This window comes from Blautia sp. JLR.GB0024 (assembly GCF_037000545.1).
GTDB classification, from domain to species: domain Bacteria; phylum Bacillota; class Clostridia; order Lachnospirales; family Lachnospiraceae; genus Blautia; species Blautia celeris.
In genome coordinates this window covers 363,742-376,224 of sequence record NZ_JBANBF010000002.1, presented here as the reverse complement: position 1 = coordinate 376,224, position 12,483 = coordinate 363,742, and the positions used below count along the sequence as shown (strand labels likewise).

At 49.4% G+C, this 12,483-nt stretch carries 12 protein-coding genes and 1 riboswitch; of the genes, 6 read left to right on the top strand and 6 right to left on the bottom strand.

Translation table 11 applies throughout. The annotated features are described in order from the left end of the window. The first annotated feature begins 45 nt into the window (after positions 1 to 45). A riboswitch (TPP riboswitch) is annotated at positions 46 to 154 on the top strand. A 93-nt stretch (positions 155 to 247) separates the two neighbouring features. The 6 genes from thiC to V8Q34_RS05765 all read left to right on the top strand — a co-directional run bounded on the left by thiC (position 248) and on the right by V8Q34_RS05765 (position 5,222). After that, positions 248 to 1,555: a phosphomethylpyrimidine synthase ThiC gene (thiC, locus tag V8Q34_RS05790; RefSeq protein ID WP_148391942.1), complete on the top strand. Its 1,308-nt coding sequence runs from the start codon at positions 248 to 250 to the stop codon at positions 1,553 to 1,555. A gap of 70 nt (positions 1,556 to 1,625) precedes the next feature. Beyond that, positions 1,626 to 1,823, top strand: a complete 198-nt coding sequence (gene thiS / locus V8Q34_RS05785) for a sulfur carrier protein ThiS (RefSeq protein WP_227210435.1) — start codon at positions 1,626 to 1,628, stop codon at positions 1,821 to 1,823. A 1-nt stretch (position 1,824) separates the two neighbouring features. Continuing rightward, the gene (gene thiF / locus V8Q34_RS05780) at positions 1,825 to 2,475 is read left to right on the top strand and encodes a sulfur carrier protein ThiS adenylyltransferase ThiF (RefSeq protein ID WP_335835054.1); all 651 of its coding nucleotides are present in this window, start codon (positions 1,825 to 1,827) and stop codon (positions 2,473 to 2,475) included. Positions 2,476 to 2,491: 16 nt separating this feature from the next. Further along, positions 2,492 to 3,262, top strand: coding sequence for a thiazole synthase (locus V8Q34_RS05775; protein WP_335835053.1), 771 nt, complete (start codon positions 2,492 to 2,494; stop codon positions 3,260 to 3,262). Between the two features lie 12 nt (positions 3,263 to 3,274). Further along, entirely contained in the window at positions 3,275 to 4,435 is a 1,161-nt protein-coding gene (thiH, locus tag V8Q34_RS05770; RefSeq protein WP_335835052.1) for a 2-iminoacetate synthase ThiH, read from the top strand. A 136-nt stretch (positions 4,436 to 4,571) separates the two neighbouring features. Beyond that, on the top strand, positions 4,572 to 5,222 hold the full coding sequence (locus V8Q34_RS05765) for a thiamine phosphate synthase (protein ID WP_335835051.1): 651 nt from the start codon (positions 4,572 to 4,574) through the stop codon (positions 5,220 to 5,222). A gap of 60 nt (positions 5,223 to 5,282) precedes the next feature. Here V8Q34_RS05765 and V8Q34_RS05760 read toward each other — a convergent pair whose 3' ends face one another. From V8Q34_RS05760 to V8Q34_RS05735, 6 genes are all read right to left on the bottom strand, one after another. Beyond that, the gene (locus V8Q34_RS05760) at positions 5,283 to 6,290 is read right to left on the bottom strand and encodes a dipeptidase (protein WP_186971002.1); all 1,008 of its coding nucleotides are present in this window, start codon (positions 6,288 to 6,290) and stop codon (positions 5,283 to 5,285) included. 131 nt (positions 6,291 to 6,421) lie between these two features. Further along, positions 6,422 to 8,332: a 1,4-alpha-glucan branching protein GlgB gene (glgB, locus tag V8Q34_RS05755; RefSeq protein ID WP_033142910.1), complete on the bottom strand. Its 1,911-nt coding sequence runs from the start codon at positions 8,330 to 8,332 to the stop codon at positions 6,422 to 6,424. Positions 8,333 to 8,371: 39 nt separating this feature from the next. Continuing rightward, complete coding sequence (locus tag V8Q34_RS05750; RefSeq protein ID WP_335835050.1) at positions 8,372 to 9,742, bottom strand: alpha-amylase family glycosyl hydrolase; 1,371 nt, start codon at positions 9,740 to 9,742, stop codon at positions 8,372 to 8,374. Between the two features lie 75 nt (positions 9,743 to 9,817). Then, entirely contained in the window at positions 9,818 to 10,399 is a 582-nt protein-coding gene (locus V8Q34_RS05745; protein WP_033142938.1) for a TetR/AcrR family transcriptional regulator, read from the bottom strand. Positions 10,400 to 10,581: 182 nt separating this feature from the next. Continuing rightward, positions 10,582 to 11,346 (bottom strand): TatD family hydrolase, encoded by a 765-nt coding sequence (locus V8Q34_RS05740; RefSeq protein ID WP_033142912.1) that lies wholly within the window; start codon positions 11,344 to 11,346, stop codon positions 10,582 to 10,584. After that, positions 11,336 to 12,481, bottom strand: coding sequence for an AI-2E family transporter (locus tag V8Q34_RS05735; RefSeq protein ID WP_033142913.1), 1,146 nt, complete (start codon positions 12,479 to 12,481; stop codon positions 11,336 to 11,338). Before V8Q34_RS05735 ends, V8Q34_RS05740 begins: the two co-directional genes overlap by 11 nt. Positions 12,482 to 12,483 lie beyond the last annotated feature (2 nt).

Here is a 12,483-nt window from a genome sequence, read left to right as displayed (position 1 = left end):
TCCAGCCGCTATATGATTATGGCAGGAAAAATACCTGAAAACAATTGAATACGCAAGGGGAGCTGACGCGTCGGCTGAGAGGAAATACGAACGGATTTCGACCCTGAGAACCTGATACGGATAATGCCGGCGTAGGAAGCGAACCAGAAGTTTATGTAATATTTGGTGCACCCCATCAGGGGTGCATTTTTTTCACCTCTTCTATCTCCTTCCGGGCATTTCCGTGTCACACAGAAAGGAGATTTACATGCAGTACACAACACAGATGGACGCTGCCAGAAAAGGCATTATCACAAAAGAGATGGAATCGGCAGCCAAAAAAGAACAGATGGATGTCAGAGAACTCATGGCTCTCATGGCCAAAGGCCAGGTCATCATTCCCTGCAACAAAAAACACACCTCTCTGGAGCCAAACGCCATTGGTTCCATGCTCAGAACGAAGATCAATGTAAATCTGGGCATTTCCAGGGACTGCAAAGACATGGACATGGAAATTGAAAAAGTCAACAACGCGGTAAAAATGGGTGCTGAATCTATTATGGATCTGAGCTCCTACGGGGATACCCGCACCTTCCGCAGACGCCTGACAAAAGAATGCCCTGCCATCATCGGAACCGTCCCCATCTATGACGCTGTAGTCTACTATCACAAACCCCTGAAAGAGATCACTTCCCGGCAGTGGCTTGACATTGTCCGCATGCACGCCGAGGACGGTGTGGACTTCATGACCATCCACTGCGGCATCAACAAAGAGACTGCCGGAAAATTCAAACGAAACAAACGTCTGACCAATATCGTTTCCCGCGGGGGCTCCATTATCTTTGCCTGGATGGAAATGACAGGCCAGGAAAACCCCTTCTACGAACATTATGATGAGATTCTGGATATCTGCCGGGAATACGACATTACCATGAGCCTTGGAGACGCCTGCCGCCCCGGATGCATTCAGGATGCCTCTGATATTTCCCAGATTGAGGAGCTGATTACTCTGGGTGAGCTGACAAAACGCGCCTGGGAAAAGGATGTACAGGTTATGGTAGAAGGCCCCGGACACATGCCCCTTGACCAGATTGAGGCCAATATGAAGATTCAGCAGACACTCTGTCAGGGTGCCCCCTTCTATGTGCTGGGTCCCCTGGTGACAGACATTGCCCCCGGATACGACCACATTACCGCTGCCATCGGCGGTGCCATTGCAGCCACCTACGGCGCTTCCTTCCTGTGCTATGTGACCCCGGCGGAACACCTGCGTCTGCCCAATCTGGAGGACGTAAAGGAAGGTATTATAGCTTCCCGCATCGCAGCACATGCCGCAGATATTGCTAAAGGTGTAAAAGGCGCTGCCGACTGGGACAATAAAATGAGTACAGCCCGCAAGAAACTGGACTGGGAAGAAATGTTCCGTCTCTGTCTGGACCCGGAAAAAGCCGGGCGCTACCGGGCAGAGGCAAAGCCTGAAAAGGAGGACACCTGCAGCATGTGCGGTAATTTCTGCGCAGTCAGGAACATGAACCGTATCCTGGAAGGCGAGATTGTCAGCATCTATGACGAATGATAAAAGCAACACTGCAAATACGAAGACCTGTTAAGCAGTCACACAGCACATACATAAAGAGGTATATCAAATGATAACAATCAACGGAAATGCCATTCATCTTACTGCCCCCTGTACAGTGGAAACCCTCCTAGTGGAACAGGGCTATTCCCTGCAGCGCATCGCGGTGGAGAGAAACGGTGATATTCTTTCCAAAAACCGTTACGCTGACACCATCGTTCAGGATGGAGATACCTATGAAATTGTCAGCTTTGTAGGAGGCGGCTGATTTGAAAGAAAGACATACGATCCTGTCCAAAGACGAAATCGAGGAAGTTCTTATAGAACGCCATACCCTCCCCATACACCGGAAACTCCGGAATGCCGGTGCCGCCATTGCCGGCCTCGGCGGTCTGGGCTCCCATGTGGCTGTAATGCTGGCGCGTACCGGCATCGGAAGTCTTCACCTGATCGATTTTGACCGGGTGGAGCCCAGCAATTTGAACCGGCAGATTTACAGGATGAAGCATTTAGGCAGGTATAAAACAGAAGCGCTGAAAGAAGAAATCTCAGAGATCAACCCTTACATCTCAGTCCGCACCGACACAGTTAAGGTAACAGAGAACAATATAGACCGCCTGTTTAGGGATGACAAGATCATCTGTGAAGCATTTGACCGGGCAGAAAATAAGGCCATGCTGGTCAACTATCTTCTGGAACACCGTCCGGATACTTTCATTGTATCCGGTTCGGGCATGGCCGGCTATGGGAGCAGCAACTCCATACATACAGAAAAGAGGATGAAAAACCTGTATCTCTGCGGGGACGGCACCAGTGACATTGCCTCCGGCATAAGCCTGACAGCTCCCAGAGTCACTCTCTGTGCAGCACATCAGGCCAATATGATACTGCGGCTCATTCTCGGAGAAAAAGACGTATAGAAAAGAGGAAAAAGACATGATAAAAGATGACAAACTTATATTGGGAGGACACGAATTTCACTCCCGTTTTATTCTGGGTTCCGGCAAATACAATCCGGAACTGATCCACGCTGCCGTTAAAAATGCCGGGGCTGAAATCATTACTCTGGCTGTACGCAGAGCCAACAGCGGCACTGCCAGTATACTGGAACATATACCGGACAGCATAACACTCCTTCCCAACACCTCCGGGGCCAGAACTGCGGATGAAGCAGTAAGGATCGCCCGCCTCGCCAGGGAACTGGGCTGCGGGGATTTTGTTAAAGTTGAGGTCATCCGAGACTCCAAATACCTGCTGCCGGACAATCAGGAAACCATCCGCGCCACAGAGATGCTGGCAAAAGAGGGCTTTATTGTCATGCCTTACATGTACCCTGATCTAAACGCCGCCAGAGACCTGGAACATGCCGGAGCTGCGTGTATCATGCCGTTAGGTGCCCCCATTGGTACCAACAAGGGATTGTGCACAAGGGAATTCATCAAAATCCTTATCGAGGAAATTGACCTTCCCATTATTGTAGACGCAGGAATCGGCCGCCCTTCCCAGGCTTGTGAAGCCATGGAGATGGGCGCTGCCGCAGTCATGGCAAATACAGCCATTGCCACTTCCGGCGACATACCCGCCATGGCGGAAGCCTTTAAAAAAGCCATTGAAGCAGGACGTACCGCATACCTATCGGGCCTTGGGCGCGTTGTAAACGGCAGAGCCAGCGCCTCCTCTCCGCTCACCGGATTTCTGGAACAATAAGGAGGTGGAAAAATGACTGCATCAAGAACAAATCATATGGAATATATGGAGGGTATGGAAGCTCTGGATTCTGATGTTATGGATAAAGTGATAAGTGCCATGGACAGCTATGACTATCACCGTTATACAGAAGCACACGTACTGGCTGCACTGTCCCATGACACACGGACACCGGAGGATTTCGCAGCGCTTCTGTCTCCCGCCGCGGAACCTTTCCTGGAAGAGATGGCACAGGCTGCGCGGGCTGAAACCAGGAAACACTTCGGAAACTGTGTAAATCTCTTTACGCCGCTTTATATCTCCAATTACTGTGAAAACCACTGCATTTACTGTGGTTTCAACTGCCATAACCATATCCGCAGGGCAAGGCTTACCGCGGAGCAAATCGAGTTGGAAATGGCTGCGATCGCCAAAACAGGACTGGAAGAAATTCTTATACTGGTCGGCGAGAGCCGTGCAAAAAGTGATGTCAGGTATCTGGGGGAGGCGTGCAGGATTGCCAGAAAATACTTTAAAATGGTGGGACTGGAAGTCTATCCTATGAACAGTGAGGAGTATGCCTATCTCCATAAATGCGGAGCTGATTATGTGACCGTATTTCAGGAGACTTATAATTCCCATAAGTATGAGACGCTGCATCTGGCCGGGCATAAAAGAATCTTCCCTTATCGGTTTCACGCGCAGGAGCGGGCATTGAAAGGCGGAATGAGAGGAGTTGCTTTTGGGGCACTTCTGGGGCTGGATGATTTCAGAAAGGATGCATTTGCTACAGGGATGCACGCCTGGTATCTGCAGCGGAAATATCCGCAGGCTGAGATTGCGTTTTCCTGCCCGCGTCTCAGGCCGATCATTAATAATGATAAGATCAATCCTAAGGATGTGCATGAACCACAGCTTCTTCAGGTGATCATGGCTTACAGACTCTTTATGCCGTTTGCCGGAATCACGATTTCTACCAGGGAACGGGCTGAGTTCCGGGATCATGTGGTCACGATCGCAGCGACTAAGATTTCTGCAGGGGTAAGTACCGGAGTCGGCAGTCATGTGGAGGAGCTGGAGGATAAGGGGGATGACCAGTTTGAGATTTCAGATGACAGAGGTGTTGAGGAGGTCTGCAGGGCTGTCAGAGACGGGGGAATGCAGGTGGTCATGAATGATTATGTATTCGTATAACAGCGAGGTGTAGTATAGCGGGCAGGGTGGATATCCCTTTGTATGCTTGCTGTCATCACGGAAACTAAATAAAAGCGGAGGAAAACTGCCATATGGGAGCTGGCTTTATTCCACACAAATTGGCAGAGGTAGTATTATGGGTAAAATGAGGAATGGGTTAAGATTTGATAAGATGCTGGTGATTACCAATCGGCTGATTTGTGATGGGGATTTTCTGGAGCGGATCGAGACGGTGGCTGCTAAAAAGCCAAAAGGAATTGTGTTGAGAGAAAAAGATTTGGGAGTCGGGGAATATAGAGAACTGGCTATGAAGGTGCTTAAGATATGCAGGCGATATGATGTTGACTGTATTCTGCATTCCCGGGCAGAGGCGGCAAGGGAGCTTGGCTGTCCTCGTATCCACCTGCCTTTTTCAAGGTTTTGCGGGGATAATATCTGTGTAAAGTCCGGCGAAAGTGAACGTCTATCAGGTTCTGATGAGAGGAGCAGGCTGCTTATGGATTTTGATCTGATCGGTGTTTCTGTTCATTCGGTGGAGGAGGCCATTTTTGCTGAGAAGATGGGGGCCGGTTATGTAACGGCAGGGCATATTTTCCTGACGGACTGCAAAAAGGGACTTGCTGCCAGAGGGCTGCCTTTTCTGAAAAACGTCTGTGAATCGGTTGGGATTCCTGTATATGCCATTGGCGGTATTACACCGGATCATGTGGATGACGTGCTGGGAGCAGGGGCGGCAGGTTTTTGTGTTATGTCAGGAATCATGCGGAATTCGGTGTGGGACGTATAGATAAGAGCAGGTATTGGCCCCATCACAAAGCGATTTTTAATGGGCGAATACCGTAACGATTCAGCCGGCTGAATCGTTACAATTTTCTTTCAGGAACCTTCTCACATTTCCTCCCAGAATCTTTTCTGTCTGGCTGTATGTAAAGCCGTGTTTTTCCATTTGCTCTGCCAGAAGCTGTACCTGGCTGCAGTCAGAGATCTCGGGGAGTTCCAGGATGCCGTCGTAATCGCTGCCCAGACCCAGGCAGTCACTTCCGCCGACGTTCAGAATATAGGACGCCATCTGTACGATCTCTTCCACTGTTGTGCCGGCTTCTCCGGGTTTCCAGTTGGGGCGCATGAAGGAGACTGCGTAGTTCAGGCCCATCACACCGCCCCGGTCAGCCAGGGTGCGTATCATATCGTCTGTGAGATTTCTGGCGGAACCTTTTACCAGGCCTCTTGCATTGGAATGACTGGCCAGGAAAGGGCGGGTGGAATGTTCCGCCACATCCCAAAAGCCGCCGTCGGACAGATGGGATACATCCACCAGGATATGCAGGTGTTCCAGCTCCTCCAGAAACTCCAGGCCCTTTTTCTTCAGTCCCCGGTCATCACCCCAGCTCCAGGTCTTCTGCGTAAGAGGGTCCCCCATACAGTTGGGAAAGCCAAAATCGTTCTCATAGTTCCAGGTAAGAGTTGCCATTCTGACGCCCTGTCGGTGAAACCATCTGAGGGAATCCAGAGAGTTCTGGAATATGGCGCCCTCCTCCAGGGAGAGAAGGGCTGACATCTTACCCGCCTTTTCGTTTGCTTCCAGCTCACTGTAGGTTCTGACCTGGGAGATCAGGTCAGCATTTCGCTGCATTTCCCGCTGAAAGATTTTCAGGATATCTCCGGCAGCCGCCTCTGCGTCCGGTTCCTCCTCCCAGTTAACGTATATGGCAAAGGTCTGCAGGGCATAGCCGCCCTTTTTCATCTTTTCCAAATCTACACTGAGGGAATTATGGCGGAGGGAAGCAGGACTGCCCTCTTTTTCCATTTGGCGGATTTTGCTGATGGTGTCGCAGTGCATATCTATAATCTGCATAATAAAACTCCGTTTCTGCCTTCTTAAATTGAGGGCTTCTTTCTACCAGTATATTGATTTATTCCATGAGATATTAAGAAAGCGCGTTCCCACTGAGCGGAAACGCACCTTCCCTTAACTTATTATCATTTTTAATATAGGAACACAGCCACCCCATAAGCCGGCAGCGGATAACCAAAGGAGTAATCCCTTCCGTCACATTCCTTCTTCACAGCCTTGTAAACGGTCTGCTCCACCGGCGTATCTCCGCCGAATTTAGGGTCCTTACTGTTCAGGATCAGCTTATACTGTTTTCTCTTAGGTACCCCGACCCGGTAATCCTCTCTGGCAACCGGTGTATAATTGATGACAAACAGCAGATTATTCCTTCCGGTAGGCGACTTTCTCACAAAACTGAAAATACTTCTCGCGGCGTCATCCGCATTGATCCACTCAAACCCTTCCTGGCTGTCGTCATTTGCGTAGAGGGCCGGATACTTCTTATATAAAGCAAGCAGTTCCTTCACGTAAGCCTGAAGCTGCTGATGGCACGGTTCTGCCAGCAGGAACCAGTCAAGCTCCCTGGCCTCGCTCCATTCCTGGAACTGACCGAACTCCTGTCCCATGAACAGCAGCTTCTTGCCGGGATGCCCGAACATGTAGCTGTACCCTGCCTTCAGATTCTCGAATTTATCCTGTCCGAGACCGGGCATTTTGTTGATCATGGAGCATTTCAGATGCACGACTTCATCATGAGATAATACAAGGACGTAGTTCTCGCTGTAGGCGTAACTCATGGAGAACGTCATCTTATGGTGATTATATTTACGGAAATATGGGTCAAGCTTCATATACTCCAGGAAGTCGTGCATCCATCCCATATTCCATTTTAAGCTGAATCCCAGGCCGCCCTCCTCAGGCTTGCCGGTTACCATGGGCCATGCTGTGGATTCCTCCGCGATCATGACAGCCCCCTTGTTCTTGCCCAGAACTACGGAGTTCAGGTGCTTGAAGAACTCGATCGCCTCCAGGTTCTTATTTTCCCCGTATTTGTTTGGTATCCACTGTCCGGCCTCTCTTCCGTAGTCCAGATACAGCATGGAGGCAACAGCATCCACACGGAGTCCGTCAATGTGATATTCCTGTATCCAGAACAACGCGTTTGCGATGAGGAAATTTTTCACCTCATTCTTGCCGTAATCAAATACCTTGGTCCCCCAGTCCGGATGCTCACCCTTTCTTGGGTCCGCATATTCATATGTGGGGGTTCCGTCAAAATCAGCCAGTCCGTGGGCGTCCTTCGGGAAATGGGCCGGTACCCAGTCCAAAATGACACCGATCTTATTCTTGTGCATGTAATTTACGAAATACTGGAAATCCTCGGGCGTACCGTACCTGGATGTAGGGGCATAATAACCTGTGACCTGGTATCCCCAGGAGCCGTCAAAGGGATGTTCCGCAATACCCATCAGCTCCACATGGGTATACCCCATCTCTTTGATATAGTCAGCCAGTGAATGGGCCAGCTCTCTGTAATTGTAAAATCCGTCCTCATCCCCGTCTTTTAAAGGGTGTTTCTTCCAGGAACCCGGGTGCAGTTCATAAATGGACATGGCATCCTTCTTCGCATTGTATTCCAGGCGCTTTTTCATCCAGACGGAATCTCCCCATTTGAATTTGGTGATGTCATATACACAGGAAGCTGTACCCGGGCGGTGCTCCGCGTAGTTTGCATAGGGGTCTGCCTTGAAGAGCAGCTTGCCCTTGTATGTGGTGATGCAGAATTTGTACAGATCACCTTCCCGCACCTTGGGCACAAAGAGCTGGTAAATGCCCATGTCATTGTCACACTTCATCACATTTTTATCGGGGTCCCATTTGTTGAAATCCCCCACAACGGACACGGATTCCGCATGAGGTGCCCAGACGGCGAAATAGACGCCGTCTTTGCCCCGCTGTGTTGTGGGATGTGCACCCATCAGCTTATAGATTTCATAATGTGTTCCTTCCCCGAATAAATAGCGGTCCATCTCCGAGAATCTCATTGTTTTTCCTTTAGCCATAAGTCCTTCCCCTTTGTCTTCCTCTGATTTTACAGCACTTTAACCCTGCTGCAGGATTTCCAGCAGAACACTTCCCGCTGCTTCTATGGTAAAATTCAGCCTGCCGTTCTCCGGCTCCACTTCCTCTTGTGTCAAAAGGTTTACATAACGTTTATTCTCCACCGGCACCGGAATACTCACCTGTGCCGGATTCTCGTCATTGTTCACAGCCGTGACAAGACCTTCCTCCTCTGTAAATCTGACAAACGCAAACTGCCTGTTGGTGAGCATCAATTCCCTGTATCTTCCCTCTGCAAGGCAGGTCTTATACTTCTCGTGCATTTCTCCCAGTGTCTTGACCCAGAGCATGATCCCGGAATCCTTATGCTCTTCCAGGGCTTCCCTGATATCCACGGCCGGCCTTAGAGCGTCATCACCGCCGTTGTTCTTGCTTCCCTCAATTCCCCATTCCGATCCGTAATAGATGGATGGTATCCCCGGAAGCGTATACAGCAGTGTATAGATGGGGTAAATATGCTCCTTCACATTGATTTTACTGTAAATGCGGTCCACATCGTGATTGTCAACAAAGGAATACAGCTTCATCCCCCTGTAGATACCGCCGTTCTCCTCAAATTCCCGTCTTATGGTATGGGCGATCTCAAAGTAATTGTGGTCATTGTGTCCGGAATATATGCCCTTGTGAAGTTCATAATTCGTAACACTGTGCAGCATTTTCTGTCCGTCCTGGATGTATCGGCTGTAGTCTCCGTGGATGACCTCCCCCATAAGCCAGAAGTCCTCTTTCTTCTTACCTGTGCGCCTGCGCATTTCCTCCATGAAGCCAAAGTCAAGACAATCCGCGCAGTCCAGGCGGATGCCGTCAATATCAAAGGTATCGATCCACTCATCTATCACATCCAGAAGATAACCTTTTACTTCCGGGTTCTGCAGGTTTAAGTTCACAAGCTCAAAGCAGTTTCTCCAGGCTTCATAGGAAAATCCGTCATTGTAGGGATTGTTCCATCCGAAATTGATGCCCTTATACCATCCGCAGTACCTGGAACCCTCCCGGTTCTGCTGGATGTCCCTGAAGGCAAAGAATTCTCTTCCCGTGTGGTTGAACACACCGTCCACCACGACCCTGATTCCCAGCTCGTGCGCCTTTTTCACAAATCTGGTAAAGTCTTCATTGTCACCAAGCCGCTGGTCCACAGTCTTATAATCCTTGGTGTCATACCCATGGGTGGTGGACTCAAACAGAGGTCCGATATAGATTGCTGTTGCCTTAATGTCCGCAAGGTGCGGCAGCCATTTCTCCAGCTCCGCGAAGCGGTGTACAACACCTTCTTCTCTATTCACCCTGGGGGCGCCCGTCATCCCGATAGGGTACATATGGTAAAATACTGCCTCTTCATACCATTTTGCCATGTTTCGTTTCCTCCTTTTCCGGCTCTGCCCGATGCGGCAGGCCCAGACAAACCATGCAGGAACGCCATTCCTTGACTACGAATATATCCCATACATAAACTGATGCACAATCTCATATGTGGTCTCATCAGAAATTTCAAATCTTTCCTCTTCGGATAGCCCGTAGCTCACTGTCATAATATGATGGTTGAGCACACCTGTAAACCCCACGGCAAATAATTCCTGCCGCCCCCGCATGTTCCCCAATTGGGGGGATGCATCCTCAAATATCTTCACAATGATCTTATAATACCGCTCTATAAGGGGCGAAACCGTCTTATAGGCCTCGTTCTCTCTTCCGGAATAAAACAGAGACAGCATGAATAAATAGAATTTCTGATTGGACGCAGCATAGTCAAAAAATGTCCGCGCTGCCTGATAAAGCACACCCGGAAGGCTTTCCCCCGGCCTGGCTATATCGATCAGCCTGCTTTCAAACTCCTGATATCCTGTCTCCAGCAGATTCTGCAAAAGTCCCAGCTTGCTTCCAAAATAGTAATATAAAGTTGGCTTGGAGATTCCGGCCTTATCCACGATCTCCTGGACGCCCACCGCATCATACCCCTTGGCATAAAACAGATCAAGCGCCGACTTTAATATCAATTCTTTATTATCCATAACTGCCTCCCGGCTGTTCTGCATTGTATCTATCTTTTGTTTTTTATTTTCATCCTTTGTTCTGCCTATTATTATACCAATCGGTATACAAAAAATCAAGAGGGTGTTGTAAAATACGTTTTTACAATACCCTCTTGTTTAAGGCCGCTCTGCCCGACTTCACGGCTGACGCTTCCTCCCTATCATATACCAAACAGCTTTTTGGCGTTTTCCCTGGTCACATCCACCACAGTCTCATAGGAAACGCCCTTGATCCTGGCAATCTCCTCCGCCACATAAGTCAGATACACAGAACAGTTTCTGTGTCTTCTGTAGGGTTCAGGTGCCAGATACGGGGCATCTGTCTCCAGCAGAAGATAATCCAGCGGTGCGTATTCCACCACATCTTTCAGCCGCTTTCCGTTTTTGAAGGTGACGACTCCGCCTACGCCCAGATAATACCCCATGTTCATGTATTCCTTTGCCTGTTCCACAGAATAGGAATAGCAGTGGATCACGCCCTTCAGGTTATCTGCCCTCTCTGCTTTCATAAGATCCAGTGTGTCCTTTGCCGCATCACGGCTGTGTACAATAATGGGAAGCCCGGTCTCTTTTGCCAGATCCATCTGGCGGACAAACCATTTTTTCTGGACCTCATGATGTTCCTTATCCCAATAATAGTCAAGGCCAATCTCACCCACTGCCACGATCTTCTCCAGATCACACAGGCTTCTGAGCCATTTTATTTTCTCCTCATCAAGGCTGCCCACCTCGTCGGGATGAACGCCCACTGCTCCGTAGACAAAAGGATACTTTTCTGTCAGCCTGACCGTATCCTCCACACCCCGCAGGCTGGCGCCCACATTGATGATCGTTCCGATTCCGTGCTGCGCCATGGAGGTTAAGAGGCTGTCCCTGTCCCCGTCAAACGCCTCGTCATCGTAATGTGCATGTGTCTCAAATATCATGAATATTCCGCTCCTTCAATTTCTTGTAAACGGTCTGGCGGAACAGCGCGTACACAACAGATGTAAGCGGTATGAAGATCAGCATACCCACAACACCCATCAGACTGCCGCCCACGGTCACTGCCACCAGCACCCAGATAGAGGGCAGCCCCACCGAGTTCCCGACTACATGAGGATAGATCAGATTCCCCTCAATCTGCTGCAGCACCAGAAACAGCACGATAAATGCCAGCCCCTTCATGGGATCCACCACCAATATCAGAAAGGTACCCACAACACAGCCGATAAACGCTCCGAATATGGGAATCAGCGCTGTAAATGCAATCAGTATACCGATCAGCATAGCGTACGGGAAACGAAACAGGGTCATGGATACGAAAAACATGGTTCCCAGGATCACTGCCTCCAGACACTGACCGGTGACAAAGCTGGCAAATGTCCTGTAACTGAGGGAACACACCTCCAGAACCTTTTTCACCATCTTTGCAGACAGAAAAGCGTAGAAAACTTTCTGAACCTGCACCGTCAGCTTTTCCTTCTGCAGAAGGATATATACGGCAAATACAAGGGCGATGAAAAAATTCATAAGTACATTGACCACTGTGCGTGCCATTGCCACTGTGGAGTTGAGCACATTTCCGGCACCGTTTTTCAGGAAGTCAACTGCTGTGCCGATTATGGAATTCCAGTCAAATTCCAGGTTCTGGATCCACTCAGCAATCTGTTTGTTGTTGTGGAAGGTTTCCACAGCCCAAGTCTGAAGCCTCGGTATGGCGGCTTCTATGCTGGCACTCACACTCATAAAGGTCTGACCCATTTCCGGTACAACCACAAGGATGACTACAAGCACTACGCCCACCACCAGAATGAGGGAGAGGATCAGACTCAGCGGGCGTCCCAGCTTTTTCATCTTTCCTTTACTCTCGGCACTTCCGAAAAGTCTCTTTTCCAGAAAGCTCATGGGAACATTCAGTACAAAGGCAAATGCGGCTCCCAGAAGGAAAGGATAGGCTATCCCTACCATGAAACGTGCAAAGACCAGCAGTACATCTGCCCTTTGTATTCCCACATAGACAACCACTGCAAACAGAATCAGAAGCATCAGATTCTTCATATCTTTTTTATTCAGGTTCATAC